Raw genomic sequence first — 16,775 nt, forward strand, 5'->3', positions numbered from 1 at the left:
CCCGGCGGTGTCGCGATACCTCGTCCTCCTGCGCGGGACGCCCCTCGTGGGGCCTTCGTCCACCCGGCACCGGGGCCGGGCGGAGACCAGCGGTCTCGGGTGGATCGGGGTTCGATCTGGATCCAGTCTACGCGGGCACGTCGGGCACCCTGCGCGGCAGGGTGCCCGACCTCGTCAGGCCTCCGCGGAGAGCAGGTTGCGCGTGCGGTTCGGGTCGACCGGGATGCCCGGGCCCATCGTCGTGGTGACGGTGATCTTCTTGACGTAGCGGCCCTTGGCCGCCGACGGCTTGGCCCGCAGGATCTCGTCGAGGGCGGCGCCGTAGTTCTCGACGAGCTTCTCCGTGTCGAAGCTGGCCTTGCCGATGATCAGGTGCAGGTTCGACTGCTTGTCGACGCGGAAGTTGACCTTGCCGCCCTTGATGTCGCTCACGGCGCGGGTGACGTCCGGCGTGACCGTCCCGGTCTTCGGGTTCGGCATGAGCCCGCGCGGGCCGAGGATGCGGGCGACGCGGCCCACCTTGGCCATCTGGTCGGGCGCGGCGACGGCGGCGTCGAACTCGAGCCAGCCGCCCTGGATGCGCTCGATGAGGTCGTCGGAGCCCACGACGTCGGCGCCAGCCGCCTCGGCCTCGCGCGCCTTGTCGCCGGTGGCGAAGACGATGACGCGGGCGGTCTTGCCGGTGCCGTGCGGCAGGTTGACGGTGCCGCGGACCATCTGGTCGGCCTTGCGGGGGTCGACGCCCAGCCGCAGGGCGACCTCGACGGTCGCGTCCATCGACGTCGTCGACGTCTCCTTGGCCAGGTTGATCCCGTCGAGCGGGCTGTAGAGCTTGTCGAAGTCCACCTTCTCGGCGGCCTTCAGGTATGCCTTGCTGCGCTTCATCTCTGTCCTTGTCTCATGGATCAGGTGTGGTCAGGGCTGCGCGGCCCTCCCACGGGTCGCCGGCCGGGGTCACCGGCCGACGCGATCACTCGGCGACGGTCAGCCCCATCGACCGGGCGGTGCCGGCGATGATCTTGGCGGCCTGGTCGAGGTCGTTGGCGTTGAGGTCGGCCATCTTGGTCTGCGCGATCTCGCGGACCTGCTCGGCCGTGACCTTGCCGACCTTCTTGGTGTGCGGCGTCGCGCTGCCGGACTGCACGCCCGCCGCGGCGAGCAGCAGCTTGGCCGCCGGCGGGGTCTTGAGCTCGAAGGTGAAGGACCGGTCCTCGTAGACCGAGATCTCCACCGGCACGACCTGACCGCGCTGCGCCTCGGTGGCGGCGTTGTAGGCCTTGCAGAACTCCATGATGTTCACGCCGTGCTGACCCAGCGCGGGGCCGACCGGCGGGGCCGGCGTCGCGGCGCCGGCCTTGATCTGCAGCTTGACGACCGCGGAGAGCCGTCTCTTCTTCGGGGGCATGACTGCTTCCTCTTCCGGGGGTGGTGCCTAAATCTTCGAGACCTGGTTGAACCCGAGCTCGACCGGGGTCTCCCGGCCGAAGATCGAGACGAGCACCTTGAGCTTCTGGGCGTCGACGTTGACCTCGGAGATGCTCGCGGGCAGCGTCGCGAACGGGCCGTCCATGACGGTGACCGACTCGCCGACCTCGAAGTCGACCTCGACCGCGGGCTTCGCGCCGAAGGTCTCGGCGCCGGCCTTGTCGGCGCCCTTGGCCTTCTTCGGCGTCTCCTGGCGCGGCAGGAGGAACTTGACGACCTCGTCGAGCGTCAGGGGCGACGGGCGCGAGGTGGCGCCGACGAAGCCGGTGACGCCCGGGGTGTTGCGCACCGCGCTCCACGAGGCGTCGTTGAGCTCCATCCGCACGAGGATGTAGCCGGGCAGCACCTTGCGCTGGACCTGCTTGCGCTGCCCGTTCTTGATCTCGGTGACCTCCTCGGTGGGCACCTCGACCTGGAAGATGAAGTCCTCGACGTCCAGGGTCTGGACGCGCGTCTCGAGGTTGGCCTTCACCTTGTTCTCGTAGCCCGCGTAGGAGTGCACGACGTACCAGTCGCCGGGGGCCAGGCGCAGGGAGTCCTTGAGCGCCTGCGCCGGGTCGACCTCCTCCTCCTCGACCGGGGCCTCCTCGGCGGGGGCCTCGTCGACGACCTGGACGTCGTCCTCGAGGTCGTCACGGACGGCGAGGTCGCCGGTGCCCGCCGACTCCTCGGGGCGGTCGGAGTCGTCCTGGTCGGCGGGGGCGCCGAGCGCCTCGCGCGCCGCGGCCAGGTCGGGCTCGGGGTCGTGCTGCTCGTCGGCGGCGGGGGTGTCGTCGTCCTCGCGCGCCTCGCGGGCGGCGCGGGCGACCTCACCGTCGTCGAGGGTCGCCGGGTTCTCCTCGGTGCTGAGGTCCCCGTACGTCCCGCTGCCCTCGCGGACCATGACGCCGCGCGTGCGCGACTCACCGACGAGCGGGGGCTCGCCGCCATCGGGGGTGGTGTCGGGCTCTGCGCCGGATCCTGCGGAGGTCACTTCTCGTCTCACTTCCTTTGCACGGCGGGCACCACGGTGCGGTGCCCGGCCGGCCGCTCGGCGGAACGGTCAGCCGAAGAGGGCGAACACGGCCTTCGCGAACGCCCAGTCGAGGGCCGCCACGAGGGCCACCATGAACGCCACGAACACGAGGACGACGAACGTGTAGACCACGATCTGCCGCCGGGTGGGCCAGTGCACCTTGCGGAGCTCGGCCACCACCTCGCGCAGGAACCGCTGCAGGCGCGCGATCGGCGACCCCTGCGGCGCGGCCTGCGCCCGGTCGCGGGTGGGGGTGGCGGTGCCCTTCGTGCCCTTGCCGCCGGTCGTCGCCGCACCCTTGCCGGTGGCACCCGGGCGACGGCCGTCACCGGCCTCGTCGCCGTCCGCGCCGGCCCGTCGTCGACGGCCCGCGGCGGTGACCGGACGCGCGTCGTCGTCGTCGCTCCCGCGCCGACGCCGGCTGCTGTCCTCGCTCACTGCGCCGTCCTCACCGTCCTCGTCCACCCATCCCGCCGGGTCCGGCGGGCCTGCCGTCGCGTGGTGCAGGGGCGACAGGACTTGAACCTGCAACCTGCGGTTTTGGAGACCGCTGCTCTGCCAATTGAGCTACGCCCCTGTGGCGGTCCCGGAGGACCGCCGGACGACCGAAGTGCCTGCGCGAACCCGCCGGGCGAGCGCGCGAAGACCACGGACGGACCGTCCCTGCAGAGCAATGCTACGGCAGCCGCCGGGGCCCGGCGGCGCCGGGTGCACCCGGGCCAGGGCGGCGAGGCCGTCTGCCAGAATACCGGGACATGGCATCGGTCACGTCGTCCTCCACCTCCCTGCAGCCCTCCGCGACCGACCGCCGCATCTCCGCCCGGGTCGGCGGGATCGCGGAGTCGGCGACGCTGGCGGTGGACGCGAAGGCGAAGGCGCTCAAGGCCGCGGGACGTCCGGTGATCGGCTTCGGCGCCGGCGAGCCGGACTTCCCCACCCCGCAGCCGGTGGTGGACGCGGCGATCGCCGCGTGCTCGGACCCGAAGAACCACCGCTACACCCCCGCCGCCGGGCTCCCGGAGCTGCGCGACGCGATCGCGGCCAAGACCGCCCGCGACTCGGGCTGGTCGGTCGAGGCCCGCCAGGTGCTGGTCACCAACGGCGGCAAGCAGGCGGTGTACGAGGCCTTCGCGACGCTGATCGACCCGGGCGACGAGGTGCTGCTGCCCGCGCCGTACTGGACCACGTACCCCGAGGCCATCCGCCTCGCCGGCGGCCTGCCCGTCGAGATCGCCTTCGACGAGTCCACCGAGTTCCTGCCCACCGTCGAGGCCCTCGAGGCCGCGCGCACGCCGAACACCAAGGCGCTGCTGTGGTGCTCGCCGTCCAACCCCACCGGCGCGGTCGCGCCGCGCGGGCTGGTCGAGGAGGTCGGCCGCTGGGCCGCCGAGCACGGCATCTGGGTCATCGCCGACGAGATCTACGAGCACCTGGTCTACGAGGGCGCCGAGCACGTCTCGATGCCCGTGGCCGTACCGGAGATGGCCGACCGCTGCGTCGTGCTCAACGGCGTGGCCAAGACGTACGCCATGACCGGGTGGCGGGTCGGCTGGATGATCGGGCCCGCCGACGTCGTCGCCGCCGCGGCGAACATGCAGTCGCACCTGAGCTCGAACGTCGCCAACGTGTCGCAGCGCGCGGCGCTCGCGGCCGTCACCGGACCGCTCGACGCCGTGGCCGAGATGCGCGAGGCCTTCGACCGCCGCCGGCGCCTGATCGTCGAGCTGCTCTCGGGCATCGACGGCATCACCTGCCCGACCCCGAAGGGCGCGTTCTACGCGTACCCGTCGGTCGCCGGGCTGCTCGGGCGCGAGCTGCGCGGCGAGCGCCCGCAGACCAGCGTCGACCTCGCCGCGCTCGTGCTCGAGCACGCCGAGGTGGCCGTCGTCCCGGGCGAGGCCTTCGGGACGCCCGGGTACTTCCGGCTGTCCTACGCCCTGGGCGACGACGACCTGCGCACCGGGGTCACCCGGATGGCCGAGCTGCTGGCCGAGGCCCGCTGACACAGGTGATGATGGTCCGACGGTCCCGCCGGGGCCCTGGCAACGAGGAGAACCCGGTGGGCCGTCGGCCGATCGTCGTGCGTGCGGCCGTCCTGGTGGCGGCTGCGCTGGCCACGCTGTTCGCGGTGCCCGCCGCATCGGCGAACCCGGTACCGGGCGGTCTCGACGGGTCGAGCTCCGCTGCGCTGCGTCTCCCACCGGCCGGGCAGGTCTACGTCGCCCTCGGCGACTCGTACACCTCGTCGCCGCTGACCGGCCCGATCGCCGGGCCGCCGCCGGGCTGCCTGCGCTCGCTGAACAACTACCCGCACCTCGTCGCGGGCCGCACCGGCGCGCAGCTCACCGACGTCAGCTGCAGCGGCGCGCAGACGCGGGACTTCGCCGCCCCGCAGACGGTGCAGGGCGGGCAGAACCCGCCGCAGTACGACGCGCTCGGGCGCGGGACGCAGCTCGTGACCGTCGGCATCGGTGGCAACGACATCGGCTTCGGCGAGATCGTGAAGGCCTGCGTCAGCCCCACGCCGTTCGGGACGCCGTGCCGCGACCGCTTCACCGCGGGCGGCACCGACCAGCTCGCCGCGCGCGTCGACGAGGTGTCCGATCGCCTCGACGACGTCCTCGACGAGGTCCACGACCGCGCGCCCGCTGCCCGGGTGCTGATCGTCGGCTACCCGTCGGTGCTGCCGGCCGAGGGCCCGGGCTGCTACCCGGTGGTGCCCTACACCGCCGGCGACGTCGCCTACCTGCGCGGGGTGCTCACCGACCTCAACACCACCATCGCGGAGGCGGCCGCCGACGGCGACGCGACCTACGTCGACACCGCCACCCCGACCGTGGGCCACGACGTCTGCGCCCTGCCCGGGCAGCGGTGGATCGAGGGCCTGGTGCCGACCGCGCCCGCGGCGCCGGTGCACCCGAACGCCCTGGGCGCCGAGGCGATGTCGCGGGCCGTGCTGGCGACGCTCGGGGTGCCGGCCGCGGCCTGAGGGCGCGCGGGGCCGGTCAGCCCACGCGGACGGTGGCGACGGCCTTGCCGAGGACGCCCTTGCCGCCGTGGGTGGCGGTCACGCTCACGGTGCGGGTGCCGTCGTCGGCGACGGCGGTGACCTTGCCGCCGAGCTCGACCGTCGCGCCCGCGTCGTCGTCGGGGACGACCACGGGGCGGGTGAAGCGGGTGGAGAAGGCCACGACGGCCGTGGGGTCTCCGGCGAGGTCGGCGACGTAGCGCGCGGCCAGGGCCATGGTGAACATGCCGTGGGCGATGACGCCGGGCAGCCCGACGTCGGTGGCGACGCGCTCGTTCCAGTGGATGGGGTTGAGGTCGCCCGAGGCGCCGGCGTAGCGGACGAGGTCGGCGCGGGTGATCGTCGCGGTGCGCGGCTCGAGGGCGTCGCCCTCGGCGGCGTCGGCGAGCGCGCTCACGCCTCGTCCCCGCCGGCGCGGCCGACGAGGGTCGCCGTGGTGGTGAGCACGGCCTCCCCGTCGGCGTCGGTGACGTCGCAGCGGAAGGTCACGACGTCGTTGCCCGCCAGCTCGCGGATGTCGTCGACGGCCACGACGGTGGTGACGACGTCGCCCGCGTGCAGCGGGCGGTGCAGCTCGACGGCCTGGTCGCGGTGGATCACGCGGGAGAAGTCGAGCCCGAGCGCGGGGTCGTCGACGACGCGCTTGGTGGCGGGCCAGGTGAACACCACCGCGAACGTCGTCGGGGCGACGACGTCGGGGTGGCCGGCCGCGCGGGCCGCGTCGCGGTCGTGGTGCACCGGGTCGTCGGCGCCGACGGCCGTGGCGAACTCGCGAATCTTCTCCAGCGCGACCTCGTAGTTCTCCGCGGGCCAGGTCCGGCCCACGAAGGAGGCGTCGAGCGGCACGGGGTGCGCTCGGGTCAGCGGGTCTCGCGGTGGCCGCGGTGCGTGCCGCAGTGCGGGCAGAACTTCTTGATCGTGAGGCGGTCGGGGTCGTTCCGCCGATTCTTCCGCGTGATGTAGTTGCGGTTCTTGCACTCCTCGCAGGCCAGCGTGATCTTCGGACGGACGTCGGTGGTGGCCACGGAGGTCCCCTCTCGCTCTCGGGTGTGGGTGGTAGCGGTGGCCGGACTTGAACCGGCGACACAACGATTATGAGCCGTTTGCTCTACCGACTGAGCTACACCGCCGCGATGAGCCCCGTGTGCGCGGTCTCCCCGTCACACGACGAAGCCGGCGAACCCAGGTTCGCCGGCTGCTCACCGAGAGCCCCTTTACGGAATCGAACCGTAGACCTTCTCCTTACCATGGAGACGCTCTGCCGACTGAGCTAAAGGGGCCTGCCCCGGAGGGCGACCACCACGATACCTCCCCCGTCACGCGATGAGCGTGCGGGGTCCCGCCGCCGTGCCGGGCTCGCCCTGCCGGACGTCGAGGGTGTCGAGCCACTCGTCGAAGCCCAGCGCGGGCAGCGGGCGGGACACGAGGTAGCCCTGCGCGACGTCGCAGCCCATCTCCGCCAGGGCGACGCGCACGGCCGCCTGCTCAACGCCCTCGGCGACGACCTGGAGCCCCAGCGTGTGGCCCATCTCGACGATCGCGCGGACGACGGCGACGTCGCCGTACTCGGTGCCCATGCCGAGCACGAAGCTCTTGTCGATCTTGACCTGGTCGACGGGCAGGCGGCGCAGGTGTGCCAGGGACGACTGCCCGGTGCCGAAGTCGTCGACGGCCAGGCGGCAGCCGAGGGCGTGCAGGCGCCGCAGCACGGGTAGCGCGACCTCGCGCTCGGAGGAGACCCCGGACTCGGTGAGCTCGAGGGTGAGCAGCTCGGCGGGCACCCGGTGCGCGTCGAGCAGCTGGGCCACCTCGTCGGGGAAGCCCGCGTTGCCCAGGTTGGCGACGGCGACGTTCACCGCCACCGACAGGCGCATGCCGCGGTCGAGCCAGCGGCGGGCGGCAGCGAGCGCCTCGTCGAGCACGAAGGAGGTGAGCTCGCCGATCTGCCCGGTGGCCTCGAGGACGGGCACGAACTCGTCGGGCAGCAGCAGGCCCAGCTCGGGGTGGTCCCAGCGGGCGAGGGCCTCGACGCCGATGACGGTGCGCTCGCCGAGGGAGACCACGGGCTGGAAGTCGACGCGGACGTCGCGGCGGGCCACGGCGGCCGAGAACCCGCGGATGAGGCGCAGGCGCCGGGCCGCCCGCTCGCCCATGCTGGGCTCGTAGCAGCGCACGGGCGCGCCCCCGTCGCGGGTGGCGGCGAGCGCGACGTCGGCGCGCCGCAGCAGCGCGGCGGTGCGCTCGGCGCCCGCGGGGACGTCGGCGAGCCAGGGCCCGTCGGCGGCGACCCCGATGACGACGGGCGCCTCGAAGCGCACGCCCTCGACGACGTAGGGCGCGAGGAGCCGCTCGCGCAGCGTCTCCGCGGCGCGGTGGGCGTCGTGCCCGTCGACGCGCGGCAGGACGACGGCGAAGGTGTCGCCCTCGAGGCGCGCGGCGACGCCGTCGACGGCCACCGCGGCCCCGGCGGCGCCGAGGCGCTCGGCGGCGAGGCGGACGAAGACCTCGCCGCGGGCGTGCCCGAGCGTGTCGTTGACCGCGCCCAGCAGGACGAGGTCGACCACGGCCACCGCGCCGCCCTCGGCGAGGGGGCCGGCGGCGGCGTGCAGGAAGCCCTCGCGGTTGAGCAGGCCGGTCAGCGCGTCGTGGTACGCGTCGCGGCGCAGGCGCTCGGCCAGCGCGCGGGCGTCCGCGTCGTGGCGGCGACGCCGCACCCGCTGGACGATCAGCGCCGCGACGGCGGCGGCCAGCAGCAGCACGAGCACGGCCGAGACGGCGAGGACCCCGGGTTCGAGAGGGGTGCCCGTGAGGGCGCCGGACGCGGCACGGACCGGCGTCACCGCACCACGCCCCTTCCCGCTCGGCCCCGGGCTGCCCTGGCGGGAGCACCGCGGCCCATCGTCGTCTCGTTCACCCTACGCAACAAATCGTGGCCAACCGAGCGGACAGTGATTCACTCGTCCGGCCCAGCATTGTGCCGATGTCCGAGCCGGCGATGACCGTGGGGTACCGATGCGCGCAGCATCGCACCCCGTCCGTGGCGGTGGGGCCGGAACCGATCGATCAGGCCCGTGTCGCCGTCGGTCGGCCGGAACCCCGGGGTGGTGGTGGGATGGCGGCGAGGCGACGACGACGGGGGTGGGGCGTGACCGACGGCGGGCACGAGGCGCACGGAGGCGTGCGGGCCGGGATCGTGGCGACGGGCAGCGAGCTGCTCACCGGCCGGATCGCCGACCGCAACGGGCCGTGGGTGGCGGAGCGCCTCGGCGAGCTCGGGGTCGAGGTGTCGCACCTGCTGCTCGTCGGCGACCGGGGCGAGGACATGACCGCGGCGCTGCGCTTCCTCGCCGGCGACGGCGTCGACCTGATCGTCACCACGGGCGGGCTCGGGCCGACCGCCGACGACCTGACCGCCGAGGTCGTGTCCGACGCGACCGGGCGTCCGCTCGAGCTCGACGAGCACATGGAGAAGATCGTCGGCGACATCATCGCCAAGTTCGCCGACCGGCTGCGCTGGGACGCCGACGCGCTGGCCGCGGCCAACCGCAAGCAGGCGATGGTGCCGCGCGGCGCCACGCCGATCAGCCCGGCCGGCACGGCGCCCGGGCTGGCCGTGCCCCCGGACCCCGAGCGCGGTGGCCCGACGATTCTGGTGCTCCCCGGCCCGCCGCGCGAGGTCGGCGCGATGTGGGAGGACGCGCTGGCCAGCGGGCCGGTGCGTGAGGTCCTGGCCCGCACCGCGCCGTACGACGAGACCCACCTGCGGCTGTTCGGCGTGCCCGAGTCCGAGATCGCCGCGACGCTGCGCGACGTCGGCGAGCACACCGACCTCGCGTCGCTCGAGATCACGACCTGCCTGCGCGACTTCACGCTCGAGGTCGACCTGCGCCACGCCCCGGGCTCCGCGGACGCCGCGGTGGCGCGCGACGCGGTGCTCGCCGAGATCGACCGGCGGCACGGGCGCGCGGTGTTCTCGCGCACAGGGCAGACGATCGACGAGCTGCTCTTCGACCTGCTCGGCGGCCAGGTCGTGGCCACGGCGGAGTCGTGCACGGGCGGGCTGCTCGCCGGGCGGCTCACCGCGCCGGCCGGGGCGTCGGCGCACGTGGCCGGCGGGGTCGTGTCGTACTCCGACGACGCCAAGGCCGACGTGCTCGGCGTGCCCCGCGAGCTGATCGGGGCCCACGGCGCGGTGTCGCCGCAGGTGGCCGAGGCCATGGCCGACGGGGCGCTGGCGCGGTTCGGGGCGACGGTGGCCGTGGCGATCACCGGCGTCGCGGGGCCCGGCGGCGGCACCGAGGCGAAGCCCGTCGGCTACGTCTGCTTCTGCGTGCGCACGGCCGACGGACGCACGCTCGCCCGCGACCCCGTGCTGCCCGGCGCGCGCGGCGACATCCGCGAGCGCTCGGTCGTGCTCGCGATGCACCTGATCCGGCGCGTGCTCACCGGTGACGGGGAGCCCGCGCCGGTCTAGGGCGCGACCCGGTCCAGGAAGGCCGAGACGTCGGCGAGGACCTCGTCGCGGTGGGTCTCGTTGAGCACCTCGTGCCGGGCCCCGGGATCGATGCGCGTCGTGAGGTCGGAGCCCTGCAGCTGCTCGATCACCGGGCGGGTGGCGTCCAGCGGGACGAGCTGGTCGTCCTCGCCGTGCACCCAGAGCACCGGGAGGTCGCCGAAGCCGGGCCCGGCCTTGATCGTGTCCACCGAGGCCACGAACGCCTCGAGGGTCGCACGCTTGAACGGGCCGTGCCAGACCAGCGGGTCCTGCTCGTAGGCCTCGCCCACCGCGGGGTCGCGGGACAGGATCGCCGGGTCGATCGGCACGTCGGGGATCGGGTCGTACTCGAGCAGGCCGAACAGCCCGGGGCTGCCGCCGATCACGGGGCCGGTGATGACGAGGCCCGCGAGGACGCCGGGGTAGCGCTGGGCGTAGCGGGTGGCGAGCAGCCCGCCCATGGAGTGGCCGAGCAGCACGATCGGCAGGTCGGGGTGCTCGTCGTGCGCGGTGCGCCGCACCTGGTCGAGGTCGGCGACCATGTCCTCGACGTCGTCGACGAGCACGCGCTCGCCCTCCGAGCGGCCGTGCCCGAGGTGGTCGGGCGCGTAGACCACGGCGCCGCCGGCGGCCAGGTGGTCGAGGACGTGGGCATAGCGCCCGGAGTGCTCGCCGTACCCGTGCGCGAGCAGGACGACCCGTCGCGGTGCGCCCTCGGGGTCGCGGCGCCGGACGACGACGCGCCCCCGCGTGCCGTCGATCTCCAGGTCGGTCTCGGTGCCGGTCATGCGGGCGTCTCCTCGCGGTCCGGGGCGGCGGTGGTCGTGACGCCGAGGACGGCGCGCACCACCAGGTCGGGGTCGTCCCACATCGGCACGTGACCGACGCGGGGCAGGCGGACGAACTCGGCGCCGGGCAGGCGCTCGCGCAGGGTCACCCCGTGGCGTCGCCAGGGGATGAGGCGGTCGCGGCCGGACCACGCGACGCGCACCGGGCAGGGCAGCGAGGCGAACGGCGCGACCCCGCCGTGGGTCGCGGCGCCGTCGAGGAGCTCGCCCAGGATCGCGCAGTCGGCCATGTCGGCGAACAGGTCGGGCACGTCGGCCGCGGGCACCCGGTCGCCGCGCTCGAGCACCCGCCGCAGCACCATCCGCCGCAGCCACGGCCGCGTCGCGAGCGCGCGGACCGCCGGCGACGCCCCGAGGGCCCCGCCGAGGCGGAACGACCAGACGAGCCGGCGCAGGTCGAGGTCGGTGCGCCAGCCGCCCGCCGGCGACAGCGCCACCACCGAGCGCGCCCGGCCGCGGCGCGCGAGCTCGAGGGCCACCCACCCGCCCAGCGAGTTGCCGGCGAGGTGCGCGGTGGCCATCCCGGCGCCGTCCATGAGGCTCTCGACGTCGTCGGCGATCCCGGCGACGCCCACGGGCTCGCCCTCGGGCCACGGCGCGCCGCCGCGGTGCCCGGCCATCGTCGGCACGAGCACGTCGTGGTGGGCCTCGAGGCCGGGCAGCACCGGGCGCCACGCGCGCCAGGACATGCTCGCGCCGTGCAGGAGCACGAGCGGCTCGCCGCGCCCGCCGCGGTGGGGCGTGTCGCTCACGCCGCGCCCGGGGCGAGGGCGAGCACCTCGGCGAACCCGTCGGCGAGGTCCTGCTCGAAGCCCGGCAGGTCCTCGAACGACGCGGCGTCGAGGTTGGCCGCCACGCAGCAGACCCCGCCGTGGCTGATCATGGCGATCATCGCTGCGCAGCCGGGCAGCGGCGCGAAGGGGTAGCTGCGCACGATCCGGGCGCCGGCGAGGAACACGTCCTCGCGGAAGCCCGGGATGTTGCTGGCCTGCAGGTCGTTGCTGCGCGTGGCGCCGCCGCCGAAGCCCGCGACGAGCGCGCCCGGCAGCCGGGCGAGCCACGGGGTGACGACGTCGACGCTCTCCAGCGCCGGCTCCGCCAGCGCGGCCTTCATCCGGCGCCGGACGTCGACGATGCGGGCGGCGGGATCGACGATCCCCACGGGCGCGGACAGCCGGGCGGGCGCGAAGTGGTTGCCGCCCGCCTCGTGCTCCTCGCGGCGCACCGACACCGGCAGCGTCACGGGCATGAGCCGCTCGGGGGGCAGCGGGTCGCCACGGCGCGCGGAGTACCGGCGGAACGCGCCCAGCAGCCCGGCGAGGTAGGCGTCGTTGATCGACCCCCCGGCCGCCTTGCCCGCCGCGCGCAGCTCGTCGAACGGCACGTCGAGGGTGCGGAAGCGCCACGACGGGCTCCGGTGCGCGAGCGCGGGCAGCGGCGGCGCGGGCGGCGGGGAGAGCACCCGGCTCGCCGACACCACGTAGGCCAGCGCGTCGCGCACGGCCCGGTCCGGGCGCACGAGCGAGGTCGCCGCGCCGAGCACCCCGCGCAGCGCGCCGGCGACGAGGCCGAGGTCGCTGCGGACCTGGCGCACGAGCTCCTGCGACGTGCTCGCCGGCCCCCCGGTCGGCGGCGGGGGCTGCGGCTTGTCGGTCATCGGCTCGCGGGTGCGCGAGTGCAGCCCGGCGAGCAGCTGCGCGAGGCCCATGCCGTCGGACAGGACGTGGCTGAGCTTGACCAGCAACGCGGCCCCGCCGTCGGGCAGGCCGCCGACGAGCGTGGCCTCCCACAGCGGGCGGGAGGGGTCGAGCGGGGTCATGGCGACCTGCTCGGCGAGCGTGAACAGCCCCGGCAGCCCCACGTCGTCGGGCAGCCGGAGGTGGCGCACGTGGTAGTGCAGGTCGAAGTCGGGATCGAGGTCCCAGTGCGGCGTGCCGGCCCCGAGGAACGGGGTGACGATCCGCTCGCGGAACCGCGGGACCAGCCGCGACGCCCAGTCGGTGGCCGCGAGGAAGCGGTCCCACTCCGGCTCGAGGTCGAGGGTCTCGACGATCAGGACGGTGGAGCGCATCCGCGGGTCGGCCTCGGCGCGCCACATCAGCGCCTCGAAGCCGGTCATCTCCTCGGAGCGCGACCACAGCAGGCGTCCGTCGTCGCTGCGGGGCGGGGTCGGATCGGCACCGACCGCCGGGCTCACGGCGCCCCCTCCAGAACCGCGACGAACTGCTCGCGCACGTCGGCGACGTGCTGGTCGAGCGTGTCGGCGCTCCACGTGGAGGTGTCGATCGGCGGCAGGACGTCGACGTGCACCGTGCCGCCCCGCAGGGTCTGGTGCCCGCGCCACATCACCTCGCCGGCGTCGTGGATGACGATCGGCACCATCGGCACCCCGGCCTGCAGCGCGATGTGGAACGCCCCCTTCTTGAACCGCCCGAGCCGCGGCGTCGGCGAGCGCGTGCCCTCCGGCGCGATGGCCAGCGACCAGCCCTCGTCGCGCAGCTTGCGCACCGCGGGCTCCAGCGCCTCCTTGGCCTGACGGGTGTTGCCGCGGTCGACGAACGCGACACCCGCCAGCTTGAACATCGCGCCCCACAGCGGGATCGACGCGGCCTCGGCCTTCGCGACGCCGGTGAAGCCGCCGCGCAGCAGCTTCATCAGCAGCGGCACGTCGACCTTGGACTGGTGGTTGAAGACGAACACGCAGGGCCGCGACGACCACAGGTGCTCGGCGCCGCGGACCTCGACGTCGATGCCGGCCAGGGCGAGACCGAGGTCCCCGGCGACCGAGCAGGTCAGGTCGACCATCTGGCGCCGCGAGCGCCGCGCGAGCCCGACCGTCGCGGCGGTGCTCGCCGCCCCGAGCAGGGCGCCGTAGAACGCCGCGGTGCGCCCGACGTCGACCACGTCGGCGAGCGCCCCGCCGCGGGTGGGCACGGTGAGCACGGGGTGGTCGCCGCACTCGTGCCCCGACCCCGACGTCACCGCCAGCGGCTGCCCGCCCGCCGCCAGCAGCGCGCCGTGGCACGGGCCGGCGTAGACGAACGCCGGCGCGCCGCCGAGCGCCGCCGCCACGGCCGCGGCCTTCGCCTCGCCCCGGCCGTCGAGGAGCACCGGCCCGGCGACCTCGCCGGTCAGGACGCCGTCGCGGACCTCGACCTCGGTGGCCACCAGGTCGTCGGCGCCGATCTCGTCGGCCACGGCCTCGAGCACCGGGCGGGGCGCGTGCCCGGTGAGCACGACGCGGTGCCCGGCGCGCCGGTGCGCGGCCACGAGCGACCAGACCGGCGGGCGGACCGCGGCACCCAGGTCGTCGCGCAGGACCTCGCGTCCGCGGCGGGCGACGGTCGTCCCGTCCTCGCCGGCCCAGCCCGCGACGAGGCGGCGCACGGCGGCCTCGTCGTCCCCGGCAGCGCCGGCGACCAGCGCGACGTCGCCGGGCAGCGCGCGCCACGCGGTACGCCCGGCGCGCAGGGCCTCGCCCGCGTGCGCGGCCACGACGGACCGCTCGAGCAGGGCCGTCTCGTCGACCACCACGACGCTGCCCGCCGGGGCGGCGCGGATCGCCGCGCGGCGGGCGTCGAGCACGTCCACGTCCTCAGAGCTGGCCGTCGTCATCGAACACCTCCGCCCGCAGGGCCTGCTCCTGGTCGGCGGCGCGCCGCAGCCGGTCGCGCACGGCGGCGACCTCGTCGCGCCACGCCGCGCGCGCCCCCGGATCGGCGTCGCCCCCGAGCAGCCCGCGGTTGTCCGCCGCCCGCAGCGCCGAGGAGAACAGCTCGCGGGAGACGACGTCGGCGCCGTGGAGCAGCCGCTGGCGCCACCACTGCTGCCCGAGGCCCGTGCAGGCGTCGAGGAAGGCGTCCCGGTCGTCGAGGGCGCCCTCGTGGTCGGCGAGCACGGTGGCGACCACCCACTGCGACTCGACGAAGGGCAGCAGGGTCCCGGGCGCGACGAGCATCTCGGCGCGCGAGAGGGGCTCCGCGGCGCCCTGCCGGCTCGCCGGCGCGTCGCGCCAGCCCGGGGCGAGGCGCTCGAGCTCGGCGAGCAGCTCGTCGCGGAAGTCGCGCTTGCGGGGGAAGAAGAACTCGTACTTGAGCAGGTCGCGCAGGGCCAGCGCCTCCTCCCAGCACGCCTCGAGGACCTGGTCGGGCGCGAGCTCGCGGTCGTCGTCCACCACGGCGAACAGCGACATCTCCAGCACCGCCCGCGTGAGCAGGTGGTGCAGCAGGCCGTTGCGGTAGAACGCGGCGACGTGGTGGCGGTCGGGCCCGATCGACCAGACGGGCCGCGGTCCGCCCTCGAAGCACTCGACGACGCCGACGGACACGAGCCGGCAGAGCGTGTCGGTGACGCCCTGCGCGGTGTCGAGGTCGGCGATCGTCGGCTCGTCACCGAGCAGCCGCCGCAGGGGCGCCACCACCGCGCGCACCTGGTCGAGGGTCAGCGCGCGCCCGCCCGCGCCCAGCAGCGCGAAGGTCACCACCGAGGTCGGGGTGGCCGGGGTGGCGCGGTTGATGCCGACGGCGACCCGGAACGCGACCTTCTCCAGCTGCGACGGGCCCTCGCCGGCCTGGGCCATCGCGTCGCGCAGCCCGATCGGCTCGCCGAAGCGCACGCGCGCCGACCCGATGCGGCGCTGCTGGTCGCGCATGTAGCCGGCGAGCCACGCCAGCCCCTCGGCCTTCTTCCCGGCGCCGCCCTGCTCCGCGGCCAGCGCGCCCACCTCGTGGAGCTGGTCGTAGTGCAGCGAGACGGGGACGAGCAGGGGGTCACGGCCCGGCGAGTCCTCGCCGAGCTGCTCGGCCGCGTCCACGAGGTAGCGCAGCAACCCGTACTTCGGCGGGCGCAGCTTGCCGGTGCGGGTGCGGCCGCCCTCGATGTACCACTCGAGGTTGAACCGCTTGTCGAGCAGGTGCGAGAAGTACTCGCGGACGGCGAACTTGTAGATCGCGTCGTCGCCGAAGCTGCGGCGGATGAACACGATGCCCGCGCGACGCCCGAGCGTGCCCAGCGGCCAGAACGCGAGGTTGTTGCCGCCGAGGACGTGGTTGCGGGGGAAGTCGTGGGCGTGCAGCACCTCGGCGAGCACGAGGGGGTCGGCGTAGCTGCGGTGCGACGGCAGGAACACCAGCGGGCGGTGCCGGCCCTGCTCGCGCAGCGCCTCGAGGCCGGCGGTGTCGACGTCGACATCCCACGCCCGCCGGTGCAGCGGGCTCATCACGGTGCGGAACGCCTCGATCGCCGGCGGGCTCTGCACCGCCGCCATCTCCTCGAGGCACGTGGCGGTCTTCGCGAGCACGTCCTCGGTGGACAGGCCCAGCCGCTCGGCGAGCTCACCGGCCCGGCCGCGGACCGCCGCCGACGCCGTGATCTGCTCGGCCATCAACCGCGGCACCTTGTAGCGGTCGCCGGTCAGGCGGCGCTCGGCGCGGTCGCAGGCCAGCGTCGCCCGGCGCCGCACGAACGCGACGAACCCCGCGCCCTCGGGCGACCCGAGCTCCCGGTCGCCCTCGCGCCGCAGCTCGTCGAGCGTCGCCGCCTCGCCCGCGACCACCCGGCCCTTGTCCGCCGACCAGCCCCGCAGCCGCGCGTGCACGTGGCGAAGACCGCGCCGCCGGGCCGAGAGCGACAGCAGGTCCGCGGCCGCCGGGCGGTCGGACGAGCCGCGCTCCGCGGGCGGCCAGACGACGCGCACCGGCACCACCGCGGTGTCCGGGTCCGCCCCGTCGAGCGCGCCGGCCAGCTCCCGGACGTCGTCACGCACCACCTGCACGGCCGCGTCCTCGCCGTACGTCGACGCCGTCCAGCGCCGGACGAGCTCGCGCTCGGTCCGCGACCGCGCCCCGGAGAGCACGAGCGTCACGGGCCGCGCACCGCGCCCCTGGTCGTCGCGTGTCTCCCGCG

The 16,775-nt window shown here is 75.1% G+C and carries 16 protein-coding genes and 3 tRNA genes; 3 read left to right on the forward strand and 16 right to left on the reverse strand.

The genetic code is table 11. The annotated features are described in order from the left end of the window. Window positions 1–174 precede the first annotated feature (174 nt). The 5 genes from rplA to ACQPX6_RS26875 all read right to left on the reverse strand — a co-directional run bounded on the left by rplA (window position 175) and on the right by ACQPX6_RS26875 (window position 3,077). Window positions 175–885 (reverse strand): 50S ribosomal protein L1, encoded by a 711-nt coding sequence (gene rplA / locus ACQPX6_RS26855; protein ID WP_433783759.1) that lies wholly within the window; start codon window positions 883–885, stop codon window positions 175–177. Window positions 886–970: 85 nt separating this feature from the next. Further along, the gene (gene rplK / locus ACQPX6_RS26860) at window positions 971–1,405 is read right to left on the reverse strand and encodes a 50S ribosomal protein L11 (protein ID WP_433783760.1); all 435 of its coding nucleotides are present in this window, start codon (window positions 1,403–1,405) and stop codon (window positions 971–973) included. Window positions 1,406–1,432: 27 nt separating this feature from the next. Further along, window positions 1,433–2,368 (reverse strand): transcription termination/antitermination protein NusG, encoded by a 936-nt coding sequence (gene nusG, locus ACQPX6_RS26865; protein WP_433788367.1) that lies wholly within the window; start codon window positions 2,366–2,368, stop codon window positions 1,433–1,435. Between the two features lie 159 nt (window positions 2,369–2,527). After that, window positions 2,528–2,938 (reverse strand): preprotein translocase subunit SecE, encoded by a 411-nt coding sequence (gene secE, locus ACQPX6_RS26870; RefSeq protein WP_433783762.1) that lies wholly within the window; start codon window positions 2,936–2,938, stop codon window positions 2,528–2,530. Window positions 2,939–3,004: 66 nt separating this feature from the next. Further along, window positions 3,005–3,077: transfer RNA gene (locus ACQPX6_RS26875), tRNA-Trp, on the reverse strand. 178 nt (window positions 3,078–3,255) lie between these two features. On the opposite strand from ACQPX6_RS26875, the gene ACQPX6_RS26880 reads away from it, so the two are divergent. Together ACQPX6_RS26880 and ACQPX6_RS26885 are read left to right on the forward strand one after the other, a co-directional pair. Continuing rightward, window positions 3,256–4,503 carry a pyridoxal phosphate-dependent aminotransferase gene (locus tag ACQPX6_RS26880; protein ID WP_433783763.1) on the forward strand — a complete coding sequence of 416 codons (1,248 nt, stop codon included), beginning with the start codon at window positions 3,256–3,258 and terminating at the stop codon, window positions 4,501–4,503. 56 nt (window positions 4,504–4,559) lie between these two features. Beyond that, window positions 4,560–5,489, forward strand: a complete 930-nt coding sequence (locus tag ACQPX6_RS26885; RefSeq protein WP_433783765.1) for an SGNH/GDSL hydrolase family protein — start codon at window positions 4,560–4,562, stop codon at window positions 5,487–5,489. Between the two features lie 16 nt (window positions 5,490–5,505). On the opposite strand, the gene ACQPX6_RS26890 is transcribed toward ACQPX6_RS26885, so the two are convergent. The 6 genes from ACQPX6_RS26890 to ACQPX6_RS26915 all read right to left on the reverse strand — a co-directional run bounded on the left by ACQPX6_RS26890 (window position 5,506) and on the right by ACQPX6_RS26915 (window position 8,368). After that, on the reverse strand, window positions 5,506–5,925 hold the full coding sequence (locus ACQPX6_RS26890; protein ID WP_433783766.1) for a MaoC/PaaZ C-terminal domain-containing protein: 420 nt from the start codon (window positions 5,923–5,925) through the stop codon (window positions 5,506–5,508). After that, window positions 5,922–6,374 carry an FAS1-like dehydratase domain-containing protein gene (locus ACQPX6_RS26895; RefSeq protein ID WP_433783767.1) on the reverse strand — a complete coding sequence of 151 codons (453 nt, stop codon included), beginning with the start codon at window positions 6,372–6,374 and terminating at the stop codon, window positions 5,922–5,924. Before ACQPX6_RS26895 ends, ACQPX6_RS26890 begins: the two co-directional genes overlap by 4 nt. A gap of 14 nt (window positions 6,375–6,388) precedes the next feature. After that, the gene (gene rpmG, locus ACQPX6_RS26900; RefSeq protein ID WP_433783769.1) at window positions 6,389–6,553 is read right to left on the reverse strand and encodes a 50S ribosomal protein L33; all 165 of its coding nucleotides are present in this window, start codon (window positions 6,551–6,553) and stop codon (window positions 6,389–6,391) included. A gap of 29 nt (window positions 6,554–6,582) precedes the next feature. After that, window positions 6,583–6,658 (reverse strand) — tRNA-Met (locus ACQPX6_RS26905). Between the two features lie 77 nt (window positions 6,659–6,735). Then, window positions 6,736–6,808: transfer RNA gene (locus ACQPX6_RS26910), tRNA-Thr, on the reverse strand. A gap of 36 nt (window positions 6,809–6,844) precedes the next feature. Beyond that, complete coding sequence (locus ACQPX6_RS26915) at window positions 6,845–8,368, reverse strand: putative bifunctional diguanylate cyclase/phosphodiesterase (protein WP_433783771.1); 1,524 nt, start codon at window positions 8,366–8,368, stop codon at window positions 6,845–6,847. 305 nt (window positions 8,369–8,673) lie between these two features. On the opposite strand from ACQPX6_RS26915, the gene ACQPX6_RS26920 reads away from it, so the two are divergent. Continuing rightward, the gene (locus ACQPX6_RS26920; protein WP_433783772.1) at window positions 8,674–10,002 is read left to right on the forward strand and encodes a competence/damage-inducible protein A; all 1,329 of its coding nucleotides are present in this window, start codon (window positions 8,674–8,676) and stop codon (window positions 10,000–10,002) included. Here ACQPX6_RS26920 and ACQPX6_RS26925 read toward each other — a convergent pair. The 5 genes from ACQPX6_RS26925 to ACQPX6_RS26945 are packed head-to-tail and all read right to left on the reverse strand — an operon-like array spanning window position 9,999 to window position 16,734. Beyond that, window positions 9,999–10,811: an alpha/beta hydrolase gene (locus ACQPX6_RS26925; protein WP_433783774.1), complete on the reverse strand. Its 813-nt coding sequence runs from the start codon at window positions 10,809–10,811 to the stop codon at window positions 9,999–10,001. The genes ACQPX6_RS26920 and ACQPX6_RS26925 overlap by 4 nt on opposite strands. Continuing rightward, a complete protein-coding gene (locus ACQPX6_RS26930; RefSeq protein WP_433783776.1) occupies window positions 10,808–11,623 on the reverse strand; it encodes an alpha/beta fold hydrolase in 816 nt (271 codons plus the stop codon). The genes ACQPX6_RS26925 and ACQPX6_RS26930 overlap by 4 nt, the downstream gene beginning before the upstream one ends. Continuing rightward, window positions 11,620–13,068, reverse strand: a complete 1,449-nt coding sequence (locus tag ACQPX6_RS26935) for a wax ester/triacylglycerol synthase domain-containing protein (RefSeq protein WP_433783778.1) — start codon at window positions 13,066–13,068, stop codon at window positions 11,620–11,622. The genes ACQPX6_RS26930 and ACQPX6_RS26935 overlap by 4 nt, the downstream gene beginning before the upstream one ends. Next, on the reverse strand, window positions 13,065–14,486 hold the full coding sequence (locus ACQPX6_RS26940) for a 1-acylglycerol-3-phosphate O-acyltransferase (protein WP_433783779.1): 1,422 nt from the start codon (window positions 14,484–14,486) through the stop codon (window positions 13,065–13,067). The genes ACQPX6_RS26935 and ACQPX6_RS26940 overlap by 4 nt, the downstream gene beginning before the upstream one ends. Continuing rightward, window positions 14,467–16,734 (reverse strand): glycerol-3-phosphate 1-O-acyltransferase, encoded by a 2,268-nt coding sequence (locus tag ACQPX6_RS26945; protein ID WP_433783780.1) that lies wholly within the window; start codon window positions 16,732–16,734, stop codon window positions 14,467–14,469. Before ACQPX6_RS26945 ends, ACQPX6_RS26940 begins: the two co-directional genes overlap by 20 nt. Window positions 16,735–16,775 lie beyond the last annotated feature (41 nt).

Source organism: Actinomycetospora sp. CA-101289 (assembly GCF_050955895.1).
Taxonomy (GTDB): Bacteria; Actinomycetota; Actinomycetes; order Mycobacteriales; family Pseudonocardiaceae; genus Actinomycetospora.